Source organism: Haloechinothrix alba (assembly GCF_900188115.1).
Lineage (GTDB): Bacteria > Actinomycetota > Actinomycetes > Mycobacteriales > Pseudonocardiaceae > Haloechinothrix > Haloechinothrix alba.
Genome location: NZ_FZNW01000007.1, coordinates 1 through 22223, shown reverse-complemented (window position 1 = coordinate 22223; position 22223 = coordinate 1). Strand labels below are relative to the sequence as shown.

Below are 22223 nucleotides of genomic sequence, written 5' to 3'. Positions count from 1 at the left end.
TGTTATCTAGAGGTGGCTTCAGCAGCCCCCGGAACCGTGTTCTCGAACAGCTTTTTTACCTGCTAATCCTCTTGAAGAAGAGAGGCACGTCACATACCTGGCGCGTCCCATGGTGCTCGCGAACACAGAAGCGACCTGTCACTTACAATCACTATCGACTGCAAGTTAGACTTTTCCCATGACGGCTGAGCCCAGAAGCGCACCTCGGCGCAGGCGCACCCAGGGGGAACGCAGCGCGACGACCCGGCGCGCTCTTCTGGAGGCGACCATCGACTGCCTGGTCGAGGACGGTTACGTCAACCTCACGACCACCAAGGTCGCCGCACGGGCCGAGGTGTCGCGCGGGGCGCAGGTGCACCACTTCCCCACACGGGCCACCCTGGTCATCGAGGCGATCCAGTACTTGATCGGCCAGGTCAGCCAGTCGTTGTTCAACGAGATCGAGCAGCTGCCCGTCGGCTCCGACCGCGCGGACCGTGCCTTGGACCTGCTGTGGAACACCTTCCGGGGCAGGTTGTTCCAGGCCGCGCTGCAGATATCCGTCGCGGGCCCCGGCGACCCGGAGATCGAGGACAAGCTCTCGGTACTCAACCAGGTCACGGCCGACCTCATCCGCGGATCGGTTCCGCTGCTGTTTCCCGAGGAGGCCAGCCATCCCGACTTCGAGGACGCGCTCTACACCGCGCTGAACACGATGACCGGGCTCGCGATGAGCCAGCGCGTAGCCAAGCTCAGCGAGGCCGAGGTCGAGGGCCGCTGGCGGCGCACGAAGGCCCAGCTGCTTCGCCTCCTCGAAGACCGCGGCTGATGCGATTGCAGGCTCCCCCGACACAGCGGTCCCCCACCGGACGCCGTGACCACCGGCCGGTGAGAGAGGGGAGCGCGTAGTGGGGTCCGGAACGGTCGACGCTGTTCTCGCCGACATCGTCGAGTACTGGTGGGTGTACGCGGCGATGCCGGTCATGGCCGCCGTGATCGGGTACCTGACCAAGCTGCTTGCCGTGCGGATGCTCTTCGAACCGCTGGAGTACCGCGGCATCCGCCCGTTCCTCGGCTGGCAGGGCATGATCCCGGCACGCGCGGGCAAGATGGCCGCGATCGCCTACGACACCATGACGTCCGGGCTGATCGACCTGCAGGAACTGATGAGCCGCATCGACCCCGACGAGCTGGTCGACGAGCTCGCCGGGCCGCTGGACGAGGCCGTCGAGGATCTCGCGCGGGAGTTGCTCTCCGAGTACCAGCCGGGACTCTGGGACTCGCTTCCCGAGCCGGCACGCGCGCTGCTCGTCCGGCGGGTGCAGGCCGAAGCGCCGAAGGTGGTCAAGCAACTGGCCATGGAGGTCACCAGCGATGTCCACGCGGTGGTCGACGTGCGGCACATGGTGGTTTCCAACCTGGTGCGCGACAAGGAGCTGCTCAACCGCCTCATCCGTGATGTCGCCGAGCCGGAGCTGCGGTTCATCGTACGCTCCGGCATCTACTTCGGTGCGGCGATCGGCGTCATCCAGGCCGTGGCCTGGGGGCTGACCAAGAGCCCGCTCGTGATGCCGATCTTCGGGTTCGTCACCGGATGGGTCACCGACTACCTCGCGCTGAACATGCTGTTCCTGCCCCGTGAGGAGAAGCGCTTCCTCGGGATCCGCCTGCACGGCAAGTTCCAGCGGCGCAGGGCGGAGGTCGGCGTCCGGTACGGCGACCTGATCGCCAAGGAGATCCTCACCCCGCGAAACCTCTTCGAGGGGATGCTCTCCGGCCCCAAGTCCGACAAGCTCGTCGCGATCGTGCAGCGCGAGGTGCGGCGCACCATCGACGAGCAGGCGGGTATCGCCAAGCCGCTGGTGATCCTCGCGGTGGGCGGGCGGCGCTTCCAGGAGCTCAAGCAGGACGCGACGGCCCGCGTGCTGCGCACGGCGCCCGAGACGGCACGGAGCATGTTCGCCTACACCGAGCAGGCGCTGGACATCCGCAACACCATCGCCGAACGGATGAAGGTGCTCACCTCCGGACAGTTCGAGCAGATCATCCGGCCCGCGTTCAAGGAGGACGAGAAGACCGCGGTGATGGTCGGGGCCGTGCTCGGTGGCGTCATCGGCGAGATGCAGGCGCTCGTGCTGATCTACCTGCCGATGGCGCTCGGCATCCTCGCCGTGTAACCAGTACCTACGTCGCCTGTCACGGGTAGCTGTGACGTAGGTGACGCCTCATGATCAACGGAGATCACCCACCGGCTCTTGGCATAATCACCTGAACGGGTAGTATGTCGAACCATTGGGAACGCGAAGAGTGACAGTTCGCGCCAGCCGGGGTCCCTGGCGCGCCACGACGCGAGAGGTTCGAGCGACACGATGAGCACGGGACGTAGTCGGCGCAACGCAGAGAATCCACGCACGGTCGCCGAGCTCGTGGCTCGGGAAAGCCGCGGGGACGCTTCCCCGGACCGAGTGAGGCCGGACGCGCACGAGGGCGAGCAGGCATCCGTCGTGCCGGTCGCGGAGCTGCTCCGGCGGGAGGGATCCTCCGGCACGCGCGCCGGCAGTACGGCCCCCGCGACAAGCACCGGAACGAGCTTCCCGGCGTCGGCACAGTCGCTGGGCAAGGTCGCCACGCAGGCGACCGCCGCGCGGATCCCGGACAGCACGGAAGCCGGTGAGGGCCATAAGAGCCACTTCCGCGGAGCGACCGTCGGCAGTGCAGCGGTCCTGTGCGGGTTGACCCTCGCGGGGCTCGTCGCGCTCAAGCCGACAACGGCCCTGTCCCCGGAGACCGATGACCGTGCGACCGGCTCGTCGGACTCGACGCAGCCGCACATCCTCGAGCCGGACGGTGGTGACATCACGACCGCCTCGGTCGCCATGGAGACGACCTCGTCCAGCAACACCGGTGCACACGGCGTGCAGGGCGCCAGTGAGCGGCAGGGCGACGAGCGGGACACCGCTTCGTCGACCTCGGGCGGTGACACGGCATCCGGCACCACCACGCGGTCCGCGCAGCCCACCTCGACCACGCAGTCGGAGGATGACGCCGACTCGGGTGCGCGGTCCGGCACGGTCGACGACTCCACCGGCGACGGTGACTCGGACGGCAGTACGGACAGCGGCAGTGACGACGGGACCCAGGACGGCGACGGCGACAAGGACGGGAACGAGGACGAGGACAGCTCGCTGCTCGACCCGGTCGAGGGCGTCGTCGGGGGCGTGCTGGACACCACCGGCGCACTGCTCGGCGGGTAACTGGCCCGGCTACGCCGCGGTGGGAGGCTGCTCCCCTGGGGGCGCCGCCTGCCGGGCGATGCGGCGCTCATCGGCGGCACGGCCTGCGGGGTCGATGGAGGTCAGGACACGGTCGTCACCGCCGAGCCCGCGCAGCGGACCCCACACGTTCATGTCCGACGTCGTCCTGCTGACCTCGTCCGCCTCGTCGACGAACCCGCCGAGCGGCATCGCGCCCGCGTTGTTGACCCGAACGTCCACCCGGTAGGCGCGCGCCCCGTCACCGATCTCGTGTTCCGCACGGCGCACCGGGAAGGTCGATCACCGGGTAACCCCGGCCCCGCATGCCGGTCATCGCGCTGCCCCCGTGGTGTCGCGGTGGCGGATCGTGTAGTCGGCGGGGTCGAACGCGCGGATGGTCCTGCGCAACCGGGGCGTGGACCACGGCCAGTTGAAGCTGTTGCGGCCGTTGGCATCGAGGTAGTAGCTCGAGCAGCCACCCGCGTTGTACACCGTGCCCTGCAGCGCCCGCTGCACCTCGGCGTTGAACCTGTCCTGCACCTCCGGCCGCACGTCCACCGACGACCAGCCGTTGCCGAGGATCCTGCGCACGGAGTCGATCATGTAGTCCAGCTGCGCCTCGAGGATCGTGAATGCCGAGGAGTGCCCGGTGCCGAGGCTCGGCCCGAGCAGCAGGAACGCGTTCGGGAAGCCGCTCACGGTCGTGCCGAGATACGCCTGCGGGCTGCCCTGCCAACGCTCGGCGAGGCTCCTGCCGTGCCCGTCGAAGACCTTCTCGGCGACCGGCATGTCGAGCATGTGGAACCCGGTGCCGAAGATGATGGCGTCCACCTCCGCGCGGGAGCCGTCCGCACCGACGACGGTGCTGCCCCGCACCTCGCGCAGTGCCGTGGGGTGCACCCGCACGTTGGGGCGCGCGAGGGCCGGGTAGTAGGTGTTGGACATCAGCAGGCGCTTGCACCCGAGCGTGTAGTTCGGGGTCAGCGCCGCGCGCAGTCCCGCGTCGCGCACGGTCCTGCGCAGGTGCCACAGCCCGACCCGCTGCACGAGGCGCAGGATCCACGGGTGACGAAAGCCCACTCCCAGCGCCTCCATGAGCCCGTACTCCGCGGCGCGTAGCGCTCGCTGCGCACCGGGTACGCGGCGCAGCACCCACCGTTCGGCTTCCGTGAGCTCCCTGTCGGGTTTCGGTAGCACCCACTGGGCTGTTCGCTGGAACAGGTGCAGGCTCGCGACCTCGGGCTGGATCTCGGGTACGAATTGCACGGCCGATGCTCCGGTGCCGACCACCGCGACCCGCTTGCCGGTCAGGTCGACGTCGTGTGCCCACCGCGAGGAGTGGAACACCGCGCCCGGGAACCCGGCCAGCCCGTCGATCTCGGGTATCCGGGGTTCGTGCCAGGGGCCGGCACCGGCGATGAGGACGCGCGCGCGGAACTCGCCCGTCGTGCTGCTGACGCGCCAGCGGCCGGCCGCCTCCTCCCAGCGCGCGTCGGTGACCTCGGCGCCGAACCGGGTGTAGCGGCCGACTCCGTGACGTTCGGCCACGTCGCGGAGGTAGGTACGGATCTCCGGCTGGGTGGCGAACACCCGGCTCCAGCCCGGGTTCGGCGCGAACGAGTACGAGTACAGCGCCGAGGGCACGTCGCACGCGCAGCCGGGGTAGGTGTTGTCCCGCCACGTGCCGCCGAGATCGCCGGCCTTCTCCAGCACCACGAAGTCGGTGATGTTCTCCCGCAGCAGCCGGATCGCCGCCCCGATCCCGGACGCGCCCGCGCCGACCACCACGACGTCGATCTCCCGTGGCTCGGCGTCGGGGCCGGAGCCCGCTGTGTTCCTCGCGCGTGCCATCGCCTCTCCTTACCGGTTCGGAAGCCGAGTACCTGCCAAGTTCACATACCGATAGTATCTGGATTGCGACGTTAGCACCCCCCGGGGTGCCACACAACCGGCCCGCATGTCAGGGTCGGGCTGTGCGGGACGACACGACCCCTTGGGCCGATCCGGACACGATCCGGTCGGTACTGACCGAATGCCACACCTGGGCCATCGTCGGGCTGGGCGACAACCCCGACCGGCCCGCCTACGGCGTCGCGAGTTTCCTGCTGCGGCACGGCAAGCACGTCGTCCCCGTGCACCCGAGCGCGGCGAGCGTGCACGGCGAGCGGGGTTACGCGAGCCTGGCGGACATCCCGTTCCCGGTGGACTGCGTCGATGTCTTCCGCAACTCCGCGGCGGCGGGCGCGTTCGCCGACGAGGCCGTCCGCATCGGCGCGCGTGCGGTGTGGTTCCAGCTGGGGGTGGTCGACGAGGCCGCGTTCCGGCGCACCACGGAGGCGGGGTTGTCGATGGTGATGGACCGGTGCCCCGCCATCGAGTGGCCGCGGCACCGGGCAGCCGGCTGACGGCTCACCCGCGTGCCGCGCGGAGCACCGCGCGCACGGCCTCGTCGATGTGTTCGTGCGTGGTCGCGTGGTCGGAGACGCTGATACGGATCGCCGTGCTGCCTCGCCAGGTCGTCGTGCCCAGCCACGTGGCCCCCTCGACCTGCACCGCCTCGGCGACGGCCCTGGTGCGCGCGTCGTCGTCACCGACCCGGATCAGGACCTGGTTGAGCACGACATCGTTGAGCACGGTGATGCCCTCGTAGCTCGCCAGCAGCTCGGCGCAGCGGCGCGCGTGCGCGCAGCACGTACGCACCATCTCGGCGACACCGGAGCGTCCAAGGGAACGCAGCGCGGCCCATACCGCGAACACCCGCGCCCGCCGCGAGCTCTCCGGGGACCAGTCGCTGCCGTCCCGGCCACCGCCGCGGGCCAGGTACGCGGCTGACAGGCCCATCGCGGCACGGTGGCTGTCCGGATGCGCGCAGAGGACGATTCCGCAGTCGTAGGGCACGTTGAGCCACTTGTGCCCGTCCACGGCCCAAGAGTCGGCGAGCTCCGCGCCGTCGGTCAGGTGGGCGAGCTCCGGCACGGCCGCTGCCCACAGCCCGAACGCACCGTCCACGTGCAGCCACGTGTCGTGCGCGCGGGTGAGCTCGCCGATACGGCGCAGCGGGTCGGCCGCGCCGGTGTTCACGTTGCCCGCCTGCGCGCACACGATCGCCGGACCGCGGCCGAGGGCGCGCTCGAGCTCGTCGGGGCGCATGCGTCCCTGGTCGTCGACGGGGACCGGGGTGATGCTTCGCGTGCCGAACCCGAGGAAGCGCAGCGCCCGGTCCACCGTGGCGTGCCGTTCCTGTCCGGCAAGCACCGTCACGGCAGGCGCGCCGAACAGGCCGTCCGCCTCGACGTCCCACCCGGCGGCGCGCAGTACGTGATGCCGCCCCGCGGCCAGTCCGGTCAGGTTGGCCAGCTGCGCGCCGCTGGTGAACCCGGCCGACGCGGTCCCGGGCAGGCTGAGCAGCTCGCACAGCCAGCCGCGGCAGACCTCCTCGGCGGCGGTCGCGGCAGGCGAGAGTGCCGAGAACGCCGGGTTCTGGTCCCAGACCGAAGTGAGCCAGTCGGCCGCGAGCGAGGCGGGCACGACGCCACCTTCCACGAACCCGAAGTAGCGTCCGGCGTTGGTCACCACCAGGCCGGGGTCCACGGCGCGGGCCAGCTCGTCGACGACCTCGGCGGGGTCGCTGGGTCGTTCGGGTACCGGGCCACCGAGCGCGGCGACCAGCTCACCGGCCGATACCTGGCGCCTCACCGGCCGGTCACTCGCGCCATCGAGGTAGGTGAGCGCGTGTTCGGTCGTGCGTGCCAGCAGGTCCCGCAATTCAGTCATGGCGGGGCGACGTCACATCTTCTCGCCCGGCAGATTGCTGGCCTGCTCGATCCACGTTCGGAGTCGGTCCTCGTCCAGGCCATCGTCTTCGTGGATGTCGAGGTAGCGCACCTCGTCGTGCTTGGACGCCTTCGGCGGCACGGGATCGAGCGATGTCCCTCTGAAGAACTGCAGCTGCACGTAGCGTGTGTAGCAGCGGAACGACAGGAACCAGCCATCGCCCTCGGTACCGTAGAACGGTTGATTCCATTTCACGGCCTTACGCACACCGGGGACCGTGCGCACGACGAGGTCATCGAGGCGTCGCCCGACGTCTCGTTTCCAGCCGGGCATGGCAGCGATGTAGTCCTGCACCGGGCCGTCTCCATCGCCCTTGGGGATCTGCGGGTTGCCGCCCGAGAGCAGCTTCGGTGTCGCGTCGTCCTTCTTGTGATCGGTCATGGGATTACGTCCTGAATGAGTTCCGTGACAGTTGGCGAGAAGCTTCACGAGCGTGCCGACGCGAGCATTGTAGCCCGCACTTCATGCGGAAGGCCGTTGTCTCGGCGGTCGAGTCCCATGTCGTCCTGGCATGGCGCGGTGGGATGACGGCACCGGCGTGTCGCCCGGCTCAGCGCGATGCGGCCTCCCATACGAACCCGTCCGGGTCGGTGAAGTTCCCGGCATCGCTCCCGATCACAAGCACGCTCGTCGCCGGAGGTGGGAACCCGTACAACGTGGCTGTCATGGACGTGAATGCGTGCGGCCCCGAGGCCAGCGGCAGTACATGCATCACCACGTTCTCCATCGACCGGTTCACGTGGATCAGATGCGCGAGTTGCTCGCACATGACCCGCAGGCCGCCGATGTCGCTGCGCAGCGCGGCCTCCCCGAACACGCACCAGAACCGCAGGGCGGCAGCGACCTGGACGTGGTGACCGACGGCGAGGGTCAGGCGCACTGCATCGCTCGGCTGAGTGCCGCACCGGCAGCGCATCGCGCCGGGCAGGAGCGCGAGAGCGACGACTCCGCGGGGTAACCGTGGACCTTCTACGACCCGCGCATGCGGATCCGCTATAAAGAACGACATGAGTAGCGGTACCTACGGTCGTTACGTAGCACTCGGAGACAGCCAGACCGAAGGCTTGTGGGACGGTGACGACGAGAGCGGCCTGCGCGGCTGGGCCGACCGGCTCGCAGGCCAGCTCGCCGAGCTCAACCCCGAGCTGCAGTACGCCAACCTCGCCGTCCGGGGCCGCCTCGCCCACCAGGTGCGCGCCGAGCAGCTCGATGCGGCACTCGCGCTCGAACCCGACCTGGCCACGGTGGTCGCGGGGATGAACGACCTGCTGCGTCCGGGATTCGACGCCGACGCCGTGGCAGGCGAACTGGAACACATGTTCGCCGCGCTCACCGGGGCAGGCGCCACGGTCGCCACGCTGACGTTCCCCGACGTCGCGAAGCTGGTGCCGATCGCGAAACCGCTGACCCATCGCGTCGTGTCGCTCAACGCGCGGATACACGAGGCCGCCGTCCGTCATGGCGTGGCGATCCTCGAGACGTTCCACCACCCCGTCACCACCGACCCGCGGATCTGGAGCCCGGACCGGCTGCACGCCAGCCCCCTCGGGCACGAGCGCATCGCCGCGGGCATGGCCTACGCGCTCGGCCTGCCCGGAAGCAGTGCCGACTGGCGCGAGCCGCTACCGCCGCTGCCCTCGTCCGGCTCCCTGAACTTCACCAAGACCGAGCTGTGGTGGCTGGCGAGCTTCCTCGGCCCGTGGATCGGCCGCCGCGTGCGGGGCCGCTCCTCCGGCGACGGGCGCGCGCCCAAGCGGCCGGATCTGGCCCCGGCACGCTGAGCCGGCGCGCTGAGCCAGCACGCCGGGGCGGCAGCCTTACCCGAGGGTCAGCGAGTTGCCGTTCACCGACAGCGCGCGCTCGTCGAGCGGGCGTTCCGCGGGGCCGTTGACGACGCTGGCGTCCTCGATAGAGAACTTGCTGCCGTGGCAGGAGCAGTTGATCGTCCCGTCGGCGACGCCGGCGACGGTGCAGCCCTGGTGCGTGCACGTCGCGGAGAAGCCTTTGAACTCGCCCTCTGTCGGCTGGGTGATGACCACGCCCTCGTCATCGAACACCACGCCCCCGCCGACGGGGATCTCGTCGGTGTTCGCGATGCTCTCGCCGCTGCCGTCACCGTTGCCGCCGTCACCGTTGCCGCCGTCACCGTCGCCGCCGTCACCGTCGCCGTTGCCACCGCCGCCGCCGCCGTTGCCGCCGTCCTCCACCTGGCACCCGGCCAGCGCGAGGCCGGACACCGCGATGGCACCGACTCCGGCCATCGCCGCCCGCCGCGGCATCACCGAGCCCGGCCGCTCGGACGCGGTCGCACCGTCGGACGGTTCACCGGTCGAGACTTCATGTGTGTCGTCCATGTCCTCGAACCTCCGTTTCGTCTCCCACGTCGGGTTCCCGACACCCGGCGCGGCTCGGGCCTTTCGCGATCCTGTCCATGATGCCGTGAGACGCCCGTAAGGCGCCCGCGATGTGCGCGGTAAGGTTCCGGATCAGCGCAGCAGCCACCTGGAGCGACACAGTGCCACACTCCGCATCGAACCCCCACGGGGTCCTCCGCAAGTCGCGGGTCAGCCCCATTGATGTCGGGATGCTGCTGCTGGCGGTCTTCTCGGTAGGGCTGCTGGTCTACGCGATGTTCTTCGACCGGGTCGACATCGACGCCCGGTGGGTGCTGATCACCGACACCTCCATCTGCGGGATCTTCGTGATCGAGTTCCTCTACCGCTGGCGAGCCAACGGCTGGACGCGGAAGTTCCCGTTGCGCAACTGGTACGAGATCCTGGGCATGATCCCGGTGGCCCACCCCGCCCTGCGCGGCTTCCGGCTGCTCCGGCTCGTCGTGATGATCATCCGCCTGGTCCGCGCGGCCGACAGAGCCTTCGGGGAGCGGTTCGTCTACCGGCTGGTGGAGCGCCTGTCACGACCGATCGTGCTGGCCATCAAGAAGCCCATCACGGTCGCGGTACTCGACGAGGTCGTCAAAGTGCTCGAAACGGGCAACTACCCGCACAACCTGGCGCGCTCGCTGAACGAGAACAGTGACCAGCTGCGCGCGATCGTCACCGAGAAGGTGCGCAACGACCCCCAGGCCGGGCGGTTCAAGCGCGTACCGTTCCACGACGAGATCGTGGAGTCCGTGGTCGACACGGCGCTGCGCGTGACGCTCGAGGTGCTCGTCGACCCGCGCACCGACGAGTTCTTCGCGCACGTCGTGCGGGAGAACCGGGAACAGATCCGGATGGCCGTCCAGGAGGGCCTGCACGAGGAGGACCTCGAGGCGGACGCGGCACCGGACCCGTCCGGCGACGGCTACCCCCAGCGGGTGAGCCCGGACAGCGCGTATCGCCGGTAGGTGCCCGTCACCCGCGTTCGACCTCGGGCGGAGGCGGTATCTCGTACTCGGACGCGCCGATGTTGCTCTCCAGGGAGTCCCGCCACTCGCCGCTGTCGATCATCTCCTCGATCGCGTCGTTCAGCGCGCGCCTGCCCTCGGGGTCACCCTTCGCGAGCCCGATCCCGTAGCGCTCCGTCGAGAACCGCTCCCCCACCACCTTCAGCAGCTCCGGGTGCTGGGCGGCGTACCCGGCCAGGATCACCGCGTCGGTGGTGACGGCATCCACGTGGCCGGCGAGCAGCGCCGTGACGCATTCCTGGTAGCGGGGGTACTCCACCAGCTCGACGTCGTCGGCGAAATCCTGCTGCACGTGCTCCGCGGGGGTCGACCCGGTCACCGAGCACAGGGCGTTGCCGTCCAGCGACTCCGGGCCGGTGATCTCGGTGTCGTCCGCCCGTACGAGCAGGTCCTGGCCCGTCTCGAAGTACGGACCGGCGAAGTCCACCTTCCGCCGGCGTTCCTCGGTGATCGAGTACGTCCCGACGACGATGTCGACCTCGCCCTCGACCAGCGCCGACTCCCGTTCGGCGGCCGGTACGTCCTGCCATCGGATGTCCTCGGGGGCAACGCCGAGCTCGCCGGCCACGAACGTGGCCAGGTCGATGTCGAAGCCCGTGTAGCGGCCATCGACCGTGTACCGGGACAACCCCGGCTGGTCGGAGCGGATACCGATGGTGATGGCGCCGTTGTCCTCGACCCGTTCCACCAGGGACGCCCCGGAACCCGCAGAGACGTCGCCGCACCCGGTCGTCACACCTGCAGCGCCGACCGCGACTGTCACCGCGAGCAGCAACCGGGCGAGCCCCATAAATGCCTCCTCGGCCGCACACGTCCATCGCCCGCTTCACATGGACTCCAGCCCCCAACTCTGGTTCCCACCCGGGGCGTCAGCATATAAGGCACGTCGACCGCTCGCCTGCCCCGCACACGACCTCGCTACCGCATGTGGGGGGCGGCTTCAATGGGGCGCGACCCATCATGTAGCGTATGTACCCGGCACGACGAAGTGCACGGCTTGGGGCTGTGGCGCAGTTGGTAGCGCACTTGACTGGCAGTCAAGGGGTCACGGGTTCGAATCCCGTCAGCTCCACCCCGCTGACCAGGGAAAAGGACCCTTCCGAGATCACTCGGAGGGGTCCTTTTACTGTGCGAGTAGCCAAAGGTGTAGCCAAACGGTTGTTACGTAGCCGCGTGGCAGGCCAGCCGGTGAGGGTCTGGCAGTGGGGGCGGTTGGCAGGTGGGATAGGTCGTTAGGCAGCCTAACGGGTTGTTGGGCGGCAGCGGGTGAAGTCGGGATACCGGCGGTATGTGGAGATGGCATAACAAGCGTTACGGCGGCAGCACATCTACCCGTTGTGTGCCGTCCCACGTGTGCGAGGGTCCGGGCTAGGCTGGGGTATGGGCCAACAGTGCCACGGGGTCGCCGAGTCTTCCGGTCAGCGCTGCCGCCGACGGACTCCACCGGACTCGGCGTACTGCTTCTGGCATGAGCCGGTGCGCGAGCTTGCGGCCCGCCTGGCCGGGCCCGCCGAGCGGGACTACCAACGGCGGCGGCAGCGCTCGGCGCTCGTGGTGCCTCGCCGGTCCCGGAGGACGTGACGTGGCTACCGCTCGGGCTACACCTGGCCGGTGAGGGCGGCTCGTTGGCCCGCTGACCTGCGATAACGAACGGGTGACCGCTTCGTACAACAGGAAGTACTTGCCCACGGGCGGGGGCGGGCGCGCGCGGCGGCGCGCGTGTATGACCTTCGTGCTCGCTTGGAAGCCTCGCGTGCGTGCGAGCGAGCGCGTACACGCACATGCGCGCGCATGTCGCTATCGTTGCAACGTCAGAGTTGACACGAAACATGTCGAGTTCTCGACACTGACATGATCACGTGAAGTCGAGATCATCACGCTCTTGTGCACGTCATCGACATGATGATCACGTCGAGTCGAATGCATTCGTCGTCGAGTCACGCTGCTCACGCTGCCGAGCGTGTGGAACCCCTGCCGAAGGTCCAACGAGCCTCACACGCAGCGCTGAGCGCTCCACCTGGACCGCGCCGAACGTGTCGTACGCCGAGCTGGTGGACGCCTGGCAGGTGGCTGCTCAGTGGTGATCATCTTCAGAATTTCGAGAGATCAACTTGGGCGCTGACCCCACTCGCAGAGAACACCCCCGTATAGGGGTAAATGGCCCGATTAGCGCATATCGCGTAGTTGACGTCGTACGTCTTCAAGATCCCATTTATACCGGCCACCAGGGGTGACCAGCGCCGGGGTCAGTGAGCCTTCCTTCGCCCAGCGCGAGAGCGCGCGCGTGCTCACGCCCAGCTCACGGGCGACCTCACCCGTGCTGTGCAAGCGTCCCCGGCGATCTTCCTGCATGGCCCCACTGTCCTGCCTGGCTTCTCTGGTATCCAGCTCACAGGCCCGTTAGGCTGTACTTGCCTTATAGGCCTCTCGGGCCTTGCAGGCCTGAGTGTCCGTTTCCGAGACGCACCGGGGTGGCGACCATGACGGCCGAAGCCGACGCACGCGACCAACACCACACCGTGATCACGCGCGGCACCGAGCACCATGTCCTCTACGAGCTGGACGCGGGCAAGATCGTCACCGCCTGCCGCATCGAGGTCTCCCCCGACCACACCGCCGAGCCGGTCGATAGGTGCCCGCTGTGTGACCACGCCGCCGACGGCCTGGACGCCTGGCGGCAAGCCGTGCTCTCTGCGCTCCAGCGCTCCAGTCCCGATCTCCTCCGCGAGGTCGTTCGGGACGGCTCCAGGTCGTTGGTCAGCGCGCAGGAAGTCATGCGGTCACGCTTCGGGCCGCTGCTCCGGCTGTATCTATAAAGTGAGCCCCGACCTCGTAAGGTCGGGGCTCACTATGCAGGGCAGCCGGAAGCAGGATATGCCGGTGGCCAATGACAACACCCTAGGGTGGTTACCCACTACTGAGCCTACCGGCAGGCGGTCGGGTCCACAATGGTCACCCGCTGCTGGAATGATTGATCATCACACCATCCTGGTTTACCTGTTGCCCATTCGAGTCCGTGGTCACGTCTTGGCGTTCCGCTTCGGGATCCCGGAGGACCCACCAATGTTCGGGATTCTTCGCGTCCAGCGGTTCTACTCCCATTGCCCTCCGGTCCATGTTGATCCGAACGAACTCTTCCTCCGTCAACTTCTGCAGTGTCTTTTTCTCGTCGCGTTCCCGTTGCAACTCTTGTCCGGTCGGCACGTGGACGCCCATGGCTTGTGCGTCATTGTTGCTTAGCGTTCCATTCAAACTGCCAATCGCATATGCGTCTGCGTCCGTGGCGTTATCGCCAAACACCTTTTTAGCTTCCGCGCGTGCCCTGTCTATCGGGTTCTTACCGCGTTCCTCTAGGTCTTTTCGGGCCTGCTCGTAAGCGTCGTCCCGATCCCAACCTTTATTCGCGTACATCGTTGCTCGGATGTTCAGGTTGTTTTTATCCACGGGAGCTTTCCTCCTCTGTTGTTCGGCGCGTTCCTTTTCTGTATTCACCCAATGTACTGACATACTTCATCCCTTCCTTTTCAGCCCAGCGTCAGCCGGACTTTGGCACGGTTCCCGGCTGTCGCACCGGTTGTTTCCACGCAGATTCCAATAATCTGATCGTCCGAGTGGACTCCGGAGTCGTACGGCTGAACCTGTCCGAGATCCGCCGGGACCAGCCGTTGCCCAAACGCTGCCGCCGTTGCGAAGGTCAGCGGAAACACTCCCCGGAATCCCACGGCGATGTGCGCGGGGTTGATCGCCGCTGTGACGACAAGCCCGTCCGTCGATTGACTACCTTCCACGTCTCCGTCCGTGATCGCCACGCCGAGCACATCTGCTGTCGGGCCACTTGTCGGGCTGATCTTCTCGGCATTCGGCACCACGAGCTGTCCGCCGGTGATCTGCTCGGCGACTTCGTGTGTTTCTGGTCCGTGCGCGATCACTTCCTGAATTGCTGGCATGTCTCACTCCAAACTATTCCGCCACGCCTGGTGCGTAGCCTGCCAATCATCCGTTGCGGGTGTCTCCGGACTACCGTTGCCCTTTTCCGTATCGACTTCGCTATTCGACAGCTCGTATCCCTCCTCTCTGAATATTTCCTTGATTCGGCGTGCGATCTCCCAACGATCCTCGGTCGGCGCTTTGAGCAGCTTTCGCTTCGTCGGCTCATCGAGTGCGACCTCGTTAACGAACTTCTCCCAATCTCCGCGCGATTCGTATAGTAGTGCGTCGGCCGTTAGCCGCACTTGTTTCAGGAAGCGTTCTCGCGAGGCCGATTTCTTACCACCGGATTTCGGCCGCGCGTCTTTCTCGTTGCCGGTTCCCGTACCTTTGATCGCCAGCTCGGCTATATCCCGTATTGGATGTGCTGAACATCTGCACTGTGGGTGATTAGCTCCCGGAAGCACGCCGTAGCCTTGTTTTCCTATCGGCCAGCTTCCGGGGTCGTTCAGGCTGAGCCGTCGACCATGTAAGTCCCAGCATGACTTACATGTCGCGCTGTCCCGGTGACTTCTCCATTCTACGAGGTTGTTTCTGCTCTCGCGCGCCACCCGTTCGGCTTGTCGTGCCGCGTCACGGCGACGTTCCTGCGCGACAACGTGTTTCGCGTATCTCTGCTGCTCATTCTGTGACCATTCCTCACGGGTGGGTGCCGAGCGCGCGCGCTCGACAGCATCCCGGAGATATTGCCGTCTCGCTTCGCCTTGCTGGGCTCGCGCACCGGCCAGGGTGCTACCGGGTTGCGTGTCATCCGGTAGCAATGCCTCGACGTAGTTATTCGACGTCAGTAGTCGCAATAGCATTAACGCGATTCGCACATCGATCGCCAGTGCTGCCGCCAGGCTTTCGGCGACTTCCTCTGCCGCCAATCCTCCGGCCACGGCTGCGAAGGCTTCCGCCACGATGTCTTCCTGCTCTTGAACTTCTGGTGACGTCACGCTGCTCTCCCCTCCCTATCCGGCACCGTTCGGTGACACGGACATGTACATTCGTCCGACTCGCAGGCCCAATGTCTTCCGGATCTGCAATATAAACTCTCCATTTTAGTCCTCCCACGGGAATCTACTTGGGGCTCCGGCTACTGTTCTAGCTTCTGGAACGGGGTTGTCTAGTCCGAGTTGTCGCATTCGGCGATCCCGTTTCTCCGCTTCGGACTCTTGTCGTGCTGCGTCCGCATGGTTGAGTGCAGCCGTCTGTTGTTCCTCCCATTCGCGGACGCGCTTCCGGTGGTCCTCGATTGCCTTCCGTTTCCTGCGTTGCGCTGCCTCGTTGAGTTCGCGGACTTCCTGCTCATGTTCAGGACACGGACCTTCGGTGCGTTCCCCTAAGTGAAGTTTCGGCTGTGCCCTTCGGTAGAAGGTTCCGCAGTACCTACACCACTCTTGGGTTGTTGGATATTTCGGTTCGGGCGGTGGCGGCAATTCCCAGTACCAGTGATTGCCTGCCCGGAACACCTCAACTCCGAGTTCTTTTTTTACCTTCCGCAATGTCCTCACGGGGTAACCGTGTTCAGCTCCGTCATTGAATATCTCGATTGCCGGCACGGCTCCGTCCGCGAGCCGGTCGCGCAGCCATTCCCGCATGGTGATCATCTTGGTACGTGGTGCCATTCGACTAGCCTCCTCGTGTCCATTGTGCGTTGCCGTGGGGATCTGTGGCCGGTCATCACGGGGGCGGGCCCATCACTCCGGCTCGGGCGCGTGCGCGGCCACAGCTTCCGTGACTCGGCCGCGCTTGGCGGCTTGCGCGCGCTCGGGCATGGCGGGACCGCTCCAGATCCCGTCGACCTGCCGGAGGTAGCCCCCGCCGTGCCACACCGACGCGGGATCCCGGCAGGCACCGTCCCGCCGATGTGCGTCGAACAGTCCGGCCGTATTGAATGTCCGGTGGCAGGCGCCGCAATGGGCTCGGGCCAGTCCCGTCCAGGTGGTACCGCATCGGCAACTGTTGATCTGTTGAGTCACCGTCGGTCCCTCCACTCGTCGATGAACACGTGGAGCATCACCGCGAGCCCGGCGAGCACCAGGGCGAGATATGCGAGTGTCATCGGGTGCCCTCGCGTTCCGAATCGGTCCAAGTGCGACATTCCGCGCACGCCGCGTAGAACAAGATCATCGGGCCGAGCACGACCTGACCGGTGTGTAAGCCACCGGGAGGTACCACACCGCAGGCGTCACAGCGGGTGTCAGCGTCATCGGGGACACCCTCGGTCAGCACCTCGATCGCGTGTCGGCGGCACGCCACCGTGCCCGGCATCCACGCGGCGGCGATGATCGGCTGAGGCCGGTCGATGCGGGGGCGGCACCGGCACGTGGTGGCCGTGCCCTCGGCGAAGGTGAGCAGCGCGGCCAGTGCTGCCAGCCGGAGCCACCGGGGCGGCTCGGCGTGGACGTGCTCGCCGGGGAGGTGGCTCGCGGCACGGTGGCTGTCACGCGCCGCTGACCGGAGTTGGTCACCGAGCCAGCTCGGGGTGTACTCCGCCAGCTCGGCGAGCCGTTCGGGATGCTCACGGATGAGCCGGTCCAGCTCGGCGGCGTCGGTCGGGAACTGCATGTCGGGGCTCCGTTCGTCAGGGGTTGCTCGGGCGGTGTGTGACGGTCGCGCCGGGCGGTCCGCGCGCCGTGCCGCATATGTTGTTGCTGCCGCCTGTCCCACGGCAGGCACACATATATATGGGACAGTGGGACAACGCTGTGACCTGCGAAAACGGCGATGTGGGACAGAAAGTTTGTCCCACCCTGTGTCGTACCCGTTCTGACCTGCGAAAACAGGGGTGGGACAAATCCACGGGACAGCGGGACAGAGGGCAAAACCCTTGCCATAGAGCGGAAAAGGGCGTGGGACAGTCCGTGACCTGCGAAAACGTCGTCATGTCGCTAGCTCCTCCCACTCCGTACGGTGATCCTTAATGACGCGGCTCACCGTCGACTTGGACACGCCGATCCGCTCGGCGAGCGCGCGGTGGGTGAGCCGCTCCCCCTCGGCCTGGACAATCTCGACGATCTGCGCCCAGACGGCTTCCTGCGACCGGGATTCGACCTCCCACGGCCAGGTGGTGCCGTACTTGAGTACGAAGGGCCACGCGCGTTCATCCCGGGGGCCACGCCAGTGACGGAGGTGTCCCGTCTGCCCGTCCAGGTAGATCCCGAACTCGGGCCACCGGCTCCACAGGCTCGCGCCGTAGGGACGTTCGGCTCGCTTGAACCCGTTGCCCGCGTACGGGGTATGCGCCTCCAGGATCACGGCGCACTCGTAGCGCACACGGAGGTCGTCGAGTACCGCCGTAGCCGCGCGGGCGGTGCGTTCGTCGAGGGGATCACCGCCCGCGAGCTTGTAGATCGGCCCCGTGATGATCACATCCGGCTTGGCCCGGTCGACGGCATCACCGAGCCAGGTCGCATCGGTGCCGGTGAGCACGTCCAGGCCTTGCGGGCGGACGTGCAGGAGCATCCCTCCGCCGTAGTCGCTTCCGGCGGACTTCCGGAGCGGTGCCACCGCCCGGTGGACCTGGCGACGGGAGTTCTCCAGGTCCACGATCAACACCCGGAGGGGCTCGTACCGTTGATCGCTGAACGGGTGAATCCCACTGGCACACTGGACGGCGATCTGTCGGAGCAACGTGGACTTGCCGCATCCCTCCGTGCCGGTCACGATGAGCCGGTCGGCTCGTTCCAGCAGCCCTGGCACGGTCCAGTCGTAATCCGGCAGCCCTTCGGCGAGGAAGTCGTCGAGTTCCAGCGGCTCAGCCTCACTCTGATCGCCTTGTGACTTCCCGTCGTTCGGTTCATCCCTAGGGTTTCGCATACCGGCCTCCAGGCCGCTTCGGATGGTTTTCTTGATCTCGGTGTCGGTGAGGCCGATACCCCTCGCGGTGTCAGTGAGTTGGTGTTCAGCATCGGCGCGGGCTATGTGTCCGGCTGCGACAAGCTGCCCGATGCGGTACGCCGAGCGGTTCAGTTGCTCGTTGCGCGTGCCGACCTCGGCGCGGCTCAGCCGGTCCAGCTCGGCGGCGAGGGCCTGTGCCCCGTAGTCGGTCGTGCCGGTGGCTGAGTAGCCCGCGTGTGCTCCGGTGCCGCCCCGCTGACGTGAACCCCCGGAGGTGCCCTTGCCGCTGCGGTGGCCGGGACCGGGACGCTCGGCGAGTGCGAGGACCCAGTGAGGACACGGGGCCGGTTCCTCGTTGACGTCGAGGAAGAACCTGCCAGGGGCGGGCGGAGCCATGACGTACCCGCCGTCGGCACGGATGTCGACGCCGGTACGAACCTGATCGCTGGTCAGGCTGGCGATGTAGTGATCGGGTCCGGGGTGGGCATAGTAGAAGTGCCACCCACCGGAAGGGCTGGCGGCGGTTAGCGTCGGCGGCAGGTGGTCGACGGTGCCGCCGTGCTGCGGATCCACGTCGACCACGACCAAGCCGGACCGGTGGCCGGTGGCGATGCCGATGTACGGCGGACGGCGGCCACGCCAGATACGGCGGATGATGTCCGTGCGGGTCGTGGCCTTGCGCGGCCATTCCGGCCACCACGGTGCATCCTTGCGGTCCACCGGGTGGAGTCGCCAGGCGCGTCGGGCGTAGCTCAGCGCCGCGTCAACAAGGTGACATTCGTGGGCGTCCGACTCGGCATCGGCGGTGTCACCTTCCCACGGTGGGGCCTCTGCGCTGCTAGAATAGGTGGTGACCAACAGGTGTCTTCCTTCATATCTTTGGTCTTGTGGGTTCACAGCGGGACCGTCCGCATTGGGCGGTCCCGCACCCTTGTCTGCTACTCTGCGATCGGAAACTGACAACCAAGTCCCACGGTTCAGATTCCAGGAAGTCCACTAGTCCGAACCGACGCTCGGCGGCTTCCACGGCGAGGGGCCGGTGCTTTACGAGGCACCGGCCCCTTGTCGTTATGCGGCTCCGTGCTGCGTGTGCTCGGCGATGTACCGATCGATCTCGGAGCACGGGACGCGGCGACTTTTGCCGATCTTGACGCTGGCGATCTCCCCCTTGTTGATCAGTTCATAACCGAGTGAGCGACCGATGCCTAGCCGGTGAGCCATCTCGGGCACGGTCACGAGTTCGCGCTTTACGGTGGTGTCTGTCATGGCGGTGGATTCCCTTCCCGTGGTCCATTCCTGAGTGCGACCGTACGCACAATTCTCAGCAGTCCGCCATCACCTTTTTTCGGGCGCCGCAGAATGAATGTCAGACAGCCGCGGAATGACCTGCATATGCGCCGTGACCTGCGAGCGAGTGAGTCACCCGGTCGGGGTATTCGAGCTGGGAAAGTGCAGTGACGCGACCGCGAATGAATGTCAGACACTGGCAGAATGACCAGGGATGAATGGATCCCTATGGACTCTCTGGCATCACGTATGGCATACTTTAAGGCATGACATACACGGATAAGGTTCGCGAGAACCGCGCGCGCCGCGCAGCACAGCGACAGGGTTACCAATTGATCAAGTCCTCACGGCGGGACCCGAGAGCGATCGACTTCGGGAAATGGTGGCTCGTTGACCCCAGCACGACAGCACTCGTGTTCACCGACGAGTGGGGAGCATCCCTGGAGGAGATCGAGGAGTGGCTATACCGGCCATTCGACGTGGACCACAGTAGACGGTGAAGGGATAGCAAGCGTAATGACTCACTCACAAGGAAAGAGCAAGAGGCGCGGAGCCGGTGAAGGTTCGGTGTTCAAGGACGAAGCATCCGGGCGCTGGGTTGGATTCGTCGACCTCGGGCGGGACGCATCCGGTAAGCGCAGGAGACGCAAGGTCCAGCGCAGGACGAAGAAGGAAGTCGTCGACGCGCTGGACGATATCCGGCAGGCCGAACGGGACGGGAAGCCACAAGGCGACGCGCGGGACACGCTCGGCAAGCTCGCCAGCGATTTCCTCGCGCGCGGGCTACCTCCCACGGCTCGGGCGGAGTACACCCGGCAGGGCTACAAGTGGGCCATAGAGCAGCACATCACGCCCGCGCTCGGGGCTCGGCGGCTCATGGAGCTATCGGCTGACGACGTAGACGGCTGGCTGCGAGGGCTCGCCGAGCGGGGCTACGCACGCAGCACCATTGCCGGACTGCATCACAAGCTGACGGCGCTGCTCCGGTGGGGCGAGCGGCGCGGGCGGGTCCAGCGCAACGTATCGACCTTGGTCGACACGCCCAGCGGGACGCGGCGTGAGAGCCGAGCCCTGACGATTGAGCAAGGCAAGGCGCTGCTCGCGGCGGCGGCCAACGACCGGCTGGAAGGGATGATCATGCTCGGGCTCACGGTGCCGAGTCGCCCCGGCGAGCTGGCCGGACTCTGTTGGAATGACCTGGACTTAGACAACGGGGTCGTGCACTTCCGGCGCGCACTGCATCGGGAGACGGACGGGAGCCTCACGCTCGGCGAGCTGAAAACACCGCAGTCCCGCCGATCGGTCAGCCTGCCCGCGATCACCGTGGACGCCTTGAAGCGGCGGCGGGCGGCACAGCGCCGAGAGCGGATGGCAGCCGGGCCACAGTGGGAGGAGTGGAGCGAGGCTGCCGAGCACGACGGGCTCGTGTTCACGAGCGTGGAGACGGGCGGGGCCAAGCGGGCCGGTCAGCCGCTGGATCCGAGCAACGTACGCCGGGCGTTGCGACGGCTGTGCCGGGCGGCTGAACGCCACCACACGGACGAGCGGGCCGACTGTGAGTGCCTGACGGCACGGGCGGGACGGCCCGGCCCGAAACGACACCGATGCGGCGGTGCGCACGTCTGCGACGGCCGGTGCTTGCGGTTGCCGACGGACTTCACCGTCTACGAATTACGGCATAGCGCGGTCTCGGCGCTCAGCCACGCTGGCGTGCCAATCGAGGCGATCGCCGATGCGAGCGGACACCGCAACTCGACGGTGACCGCACGGGTGTACCGACACGGGCTCGCGCCGGTCGTGCGGGCAGCCGGGGACGTCATGGACGGGGTGTACGGTGCCGCTTCCGAGTAGCCATCAGAGTAGCCATCGGCGGCGGTTCGTGGCGGACAGTGACGGATGATGGCGGGCAACGTAGCGTAGTATTCGCAGCTCAGCGGGGTTGTTTGGGCAGGCCACGCGACTGTCGGTGATCGCTGGCAGTCAAGGGGTCACGGGTTCGAATCCCGTCAGCTCCACCTTAGAGGTACTACTAGAACATGTACCTGATTGAAGGCCTTGGAGTAGGACCGCTGAGGTTCCCCCGCTGTTCCGGAGTGTTTGGTGTGTCCCGGGGTTGGCGGAGCCGGGTTTCTGGATCTCATGCCACGGTGAGCCTTCTGCGTTCGTACTCGACCGGCGTGTGCATGTCGAGTCGGCTGTGGCGCCGCTGCCGGTTGTGCCAAATCTCGAGGTACTCAAAGATGGCGTTGGCCAGCTCCAAGCGCGTGCGCCAGCGTTGCCGGTCGAGCAACTCGACCTGCATGCGTGACCAGAAGGTGACCTTTCCCCTGTTGGCCGGACACGTGGTTATGCGGCCTTGAGTAGTTCCTGCTGTTCCCACTGCTCGGGGCTGGCATAGCCCAGGGCGGAGTGCAGTCGTCTGCGGTTGTACCAGGCTTGGATCCAGACGAAGATGGCCTGGCGTGCCTGAGCCCGGGTCGCGAAGCGGTGTCGGTGCACGAGTTCTCGTTTCAGTGCCCCGAAAAACGACTCCACGATGGCGTTGTCCCAGCTTTATCCGGCTAATAGCTTCGCCTTCCGGTTTTTGGCCGGTTAACGTTTTCAGTCTCGTCGGGCTGTGAGTCGCCTGATTTGTTCTTCGTGGTCTC

The 22223-nt window shown here is 66.8% G+C and carries 24 protein-coding genes, 1 tRNA gene and 2 pseudogenes; 10 read left to right on the top strand and 17 right to left on the bottom strand.

What is annotated here, in order from left to right; translation table 11 throughout:
• Positions 1–178 precede the first annotated feature (178 nt).
• From CHB84_RS07870 to CHB84_RS07860, 3 genes are all read left to right on the top strand, one after another.
• Positions 179–808 (top strand): TetR/AcrR family transcriptional regulator, encoded by a 630-nt coding sequence (locus CHB84_RS07870; protein ID WP_089300870.1) that lies wholly within the window; start codon positions 179–181, stop codon positions 806–808.
• Positions 809–953: 145 nt separating this feature from the next.
• Positions 954–2156: a DUF445 domain-containing protein gene (locus CHB84_RS07865; protein ID WP_089301050.1), complete on the top strand. Its 1203-nt coding sequence runs from the start codon at positions 954–956 to the stop codon at positions 2154–2156.
• Positions 2157–2348: 192 nt separating this feature from the next.
• Positions 2349–3233: a hypothetical protein gene (locus CHB84_RS07860; protein WP_141134613.1), complete on the top strand. Its 885-nt coding sequence runs from the start codon at positions 2349–2351 to the stop codon at positions 3231–3233.
• A gap of 9 nt (positions 3234–3242) precedes the next feature.
• Here CHB84_RS07860 and CHB84_RS07855 read toward each other — a convergent pair whose 3' ends face one another.
• The gene (locus CHB84_RS07855) at positions 3243–3521 is read right to left on the bottom strand and encodes a hypothetical protein (protein WP_089300868.1); all 279 of its coding nucleotides are present in this window, start codon (positions 3519–3521) and stop codon (positions 3243–3245) included.
• 42 nt (positions 3522–3563) lie between these two features.
• On the bottom strand, positions 3564–5084 hold the full coding sequence (locus CHB84_RS07850) for a flavin-containing monooxygenase (RefSeq protein ID WP_089300867.1): 1521 nt from the start codon (positions 5082–5084) through the stop codon (positions 3564–3566).
• Positions 5085–5206: 122 nt separating this feature from the next.
• On the opposite strand from CHB84_RS07850, the gene CHB84_RS07845 reads away from it, so the two are divergent.
• Complete coding sequence (locus tag CHB84_RS07845; RefSeq protein WP_089300866.1) at positions 5207–5638, top strand: CoA-binding protein; 432 nt, start codon at positions 5207–5209, stop codon at positions 5636–5638.
• Positions 5639–5642: 4 nt separating this feature from the next.
• Here CHB84_RS07845 and CHB84_RS07840 read toward each other — a convergent pair whose 3' ends face one another.
• The 3 genes from CHB84_RS07840 to CHB84_RS07830 all read right to left on the bottom strand — a co-directional run bounded on the left by CHB84_RS07840 (position 5643) and on the right by CHB84_RS07830 (position 7947).
• A complete protein-coding gene (locus tag CHB84_RS07840) occupies positions 5643–7007 on the bottom strand; it encodes a pyridoxal phosphate-dependent decarboxylase family protein (protein ID WP_089300865.1) in 1365 nt (454 codons plus the stop codon).
• A 12-nt stretch (positions 7008–7019) separates the two neighbouring features.
• Positions 7020–7448 carry a DUF1801 domain-containing protein gene (locus CHB84_RS07835; protein WP_089300864.1) on the bottom strand — a complete coding sequence of 143 codons (429 nt, stop codon included), beginning with the start codon at positions 7446–7448 and terminating at the stop codon, positions 7020–7022.
• Between the two features lie 169 nt (positions 7449–7617).
• Positions 7618–7947 carry a Scr1 family TA system antitoxin-like transcriptional regulator gene (locus tag CHB84_RS07830; protein ID WP_089300863.1) on the bottom strand — a complete coding sequence of 110 codons (330 nt, stop codon included), beginning with the start codon at positions 7945–7947 and terminating at the stop codon, positions 7618–7620.
• Positions 7948–8074: 127 nt separating this feature from the next.
• Between CHB84_RS07830 and CHB84_RS07825 the strand changes: the two genes are divergently transcribed.
• Entirely contained in the window at positions 8075–8848 is a 774-nt protein-coding gene (locus CHB84_RS07825) for an SGNH/GDSL hydrolase family protein (RefSeq protein ID WP_089300862.1), read from the top strand.
• A gap of 36 nt (positions 8849–8884) precedes the next feature.
• Here CHB84_RS07825 and CHB84_RS07820 read toward each other — a convergent pair whose 3' ends face one another.
• Positions 8885–9421: a Rieske (2Fe-2S) protein gene (locus CHB84_RS07820; protein WP_245818620.1), complete on the bottom strand. Its 537-nt coding sequence runs from the start codon at positions 9419–9421 to the stop codon at positions 8885–8887.
• Positions 9422–9651: 230 nt separating this feature from the next.
• On the opposite strand from CHB84_RS07820, the gene CHB84_RS07815 reads away from it, so the two are divergent.
• Entirely contained in the window at positions 9652–10416 is a 765-nt protein-coding gene (locus tag CHB84_RS07815; RefSeq protein WP_089300861.1) for an ion transporter, read from the top strand.
• Positions 10417–10423: 7 nt separating this feature from the next.
• Here CHB84_RS07815 and CHB84_RS07810 read toward each other — a convergent pair whose 3' ends face one another.
• Positions 10424–11266 carry a glutamate ABC transporter substrate-binding protein gene (locus CHB84_RS07810; RefSeq protein WP_089300860.1) on the bottom strand — a complete coding sequence of 281 codons (843 nt, stop codon included), beginning with the start codon at positions 11264–11266 and terminating at the stop codon, positions 10424–10426.
• 209 nt (positions 11267–11475) lie between these two features.
• On the opposite strand from CHB84_RS07810, the gene CHB84_RS07805 reads away from it, so the two are divergent.
• A tRNA-Ala gene (locus CHB84_RS07805) sits at positions 11476–11548 on the top strand.
• Between the two features lie 1094 nt (positions 11549–12642).
• Here the strand turns inward: CHB84_RS07805 and CHB84_RS07800 are convergent.
• On the bottom strand, positions 12643–12828 hold the full coding sequence (locus CHB84_RS07800; protein ID WP_089300859.1) for a MerR family transcriptional regulator: 186 nt from the start codon (positions 12826–12828) through the stop codon (positions 12643–12645).
• Positions 12829–12956: 128 nt separating this feature from the next.
• Between CHB84_RS07800 and CHB84_RS07795 the strand changes: the two genes are divergently transcribed.
• Complete coding sequence (locus tag CHB84_RS07795; protein ID WP_089300858.1) at positions 12957–13292, top strand: hypothetical protein; 336 nt, start codon at positions 12957–12959, stop codon at positions 13290–13292.
• A 136-nt stretch (positions 13293–13428) separates the two neighbouring features.
• On the opposite strand, the gene CHB84_RS22330 is transcribed toward CHB84_RS07795, so the two are convergent.
• From CHB84_RS22330 to CHB84_RS07770, 7 genes are all read right to left on the bottom strand, one after another.
• Positions 13429–13920 (bottom strand): hypothetical protein, encoded by a 492-nt coding sequence (locus CHB84_RS22330; protein WP_141134612.1) that lies wholly within the window; start codon positions 13918–13920, stop codon positions 13429–13431.
• Between the two features lie 80 nt (positions 13921–14000).
• Positions 14001–14405, bottom strand: coding sequence for a hypothetical protein (locus CHB84_RS07785; protein WP_089300856.1), 405 nt, complete (start codon positions 14403–14405; stop codon positions 14001–14003).
• A gap of 21 nt (positions 14406–14426) precedes the next feature.
• Positions 14427–15401: a structural protein gene (locus CHB84_RS22325; protein WP_141134611.1), complete on the bottom strand. Its 975-nt coding sequence runs from the start codon at positions 15399–15401 to the stop codon at positions 14427–14429.
• A gap of 744 nt (positions 15402–16145) precedes the next feature.
• A complete protein-coding gene (locus tag CHB84_RS24000; protein WP_425432286.1) occupies positions 16146–16427 on the bottom strand; it encodes an FDXHR family putative zinc-binding protein in 282 nt (93 codons plus the stop codon).
• A 79-nt stretch (positions 16428–16506) separates the two neighbouring features.
• Positions 16507–17016 (bottom strand): hypothetical protein, encoded by a 510-nt coding sequence (locus CHB84_RS07780; protein ID WP_089300855.1) that lies wholly within the window; start codon positions 17014–17016, stop codon positions 16507–16509.
• Positions 17017–17331: 315 nt separating this feature from the next.
• Positions 17332–19146 carry a bifunctional DNA primase/polymerase gene (locus tag CHB84_RS07775; RefSeq protein WP_141134610.1) on the bottom strand — a complete coding sequence of 605 codons (1815 nt, stop codon included), beginning with the start codon at positions 19144–19146 and terminating at the stop codon, positions 17332–17334.
• Between the two features lie 210 nt (positions 19147–19356).
• Positions 19357–19554: a helix-turn-helix domain-containing protein gene (locus CHB84_RS07770; protein WP_089300853.1), complete on the bottom strand. Its 198-nt coding sequence runs from the start codon at positions 19552–19554 to the stop codon at positions 19357–19359.
• Between the two features lie 287 nt (positions 19555–19841).
• Between CHB84_RS07770 and CHB84_RS07765 the strand changes: the two genes are divergently transcribed.
• Positions 19842–20075: a hypothetical protein gene (locus CHB84_RS07765; protein WP_089300852.1), complete on the top strand. Its 234-nt coding sequence runs from the start codon at positions 19842–19844 to the stop codon at positions 20073–20075.
• Between the two features lie 16 nt (positions 20076–20091).
• Positions 20092–21426, top strand: coding sequence for a tyrosine-type recombinase/integrase (locus CHB84_RS23455; protein ID WP_089300851.1), 1335 nt, complete (start codon positions 20092–20094; stop codon positions 21424–21426).
• 286 nt (positions 21427–21712) lie between these two features.
• On the opposite strand, the pseudogene CHB84_RS07755 reads toward CHB84_RS23455, so the two are convergent.
• Positions 21713–21892 (bottom strand): annotated as a pseudogene (locus tag CHB84_RS07755) (IS3 family transposase); the annotation flags it as partial.
• Positions 21893–21921: 29 nt separating this feature from the next.
• A pseudogene (locus CHB84_RS07750) lies at positions 21922–22125 on the bottom strand (IS3 family transposase); the annotation flags it as partial.
• Positions 22126–22223: the final 98 nt, after the last annotated feature.

Bases quoted from the DNA above. Each gene is read 5' to 3' on its own strand.
- CHB84_RS07820 (WP_245818620.1), bottom strand. From the start codon at position 9,421: ATGGACGACACACATGAAGTCTCGACCGGTGAACCGTCCGACGGTGCG.
- CHB84_RS07870 (WP_089300870.1), top strand. From the start codon at position 179: ATGACGGCTGAGCCCAGAAGCGCACCTCGGCGCAGGCGCACCCAGGGG.
- CHB84_RS07865 (WP_089301050.1), top strand. From the start codon at position 954: ATGCCGGTCATGGCCGCCGTGATCGGGTACCTGACCAAGCTGCTTGCC.
- CHB84_RS07780 (WP_089300855.1), bottom strand. From the start codon at position 17,016: ATGCAGTTCCCGACCGACGCCGCCGAGCTGGACCGGCTCATCCGTGAG.
- CHB84_RS07810 (WP_089300860.1), bottom strand. From the start codon at position 11,266: ATGGGGCTCGCCCGGTTGCTGCTCGCGGTGACAGTCGCGGTCGGCGCT.
- CHB84_RS07795 (WP_089300858.1), top strand. From the start codon at position 12,957: ATGACGGCCGAAGCCGACGCACGCGACCAACACCACACCGTGATCACG.
- CHB84_RS23455 (WP_089300851.1), top strand. From the start codon at position 20,092: ATGACTCACTCACAAGGAAAGAGCAAGAGGCGCGGAGCCGGTGAAGGT.
- CHB84_RS07800 (WP_089300859.1), bottom strand. From the start codon at position 12,828: ATGCAGGAAGATCGCCGGGGACGCTTGCACAGCACGGGTGAGGTCGCC.
- CHB84_RS07765 (WP_089300852.1), top strand. From the start codon at position 19,842: ATGACATACACGGATAAGGTTCGCGAGAACCGCGCGCGCCGCGCAGCA.
- CHB84_RS07835 (WP_089300864.1), bottom strand. From the start codon at position 7,448: ATGACCGATCACAAGAAGGACGACGCGACACCGAAGCTGCTCTCGGGC.
- CHB84_RS07840 (WP_089300865.1), bottom strand. From the start codon at position 7,007: ATGACTGAATTGCGGGACCTGCTGGCACGCACGACCGAACACGCGCTC.
- CHB84_RS07860 (WP_141134613.1), top strand. From the start codon at position 2,349: ATGAGCACGGGACGTAGTCGGCGCAACGCAGAGAATCCACGCACGGTC.
- CHB84_RS07770 (WP_089300853.1), bottom strand. From the start codon at position 19,554: ATGACAGACACCACCGTAAAGCGCGAACTCGTGACCGTGCCCGAGATG.
- CHB84_RS07815 (WP_089300861.1), top strand. From the start codon at position 9,652: ATGCTGCTGCTGGCGGTCTTCTCGGTAGGGCTGCTGGTCTACGCGATG.
- CHB84_RS07850 (WP_089300867.1), bottom strand. From the start codon at position 5,084: ATGGCACGCGCGAGGAACACAGCGGGCTCCGGCCCCGACGCCGAGCCA.
- CHB84_RS07825 (WP_089300862.1), top strand. From the start codon at position 8,075: ATGAGTAGCGGTACCTACGGTCGTTACGTAGCACTCGGAGACAGCCAG.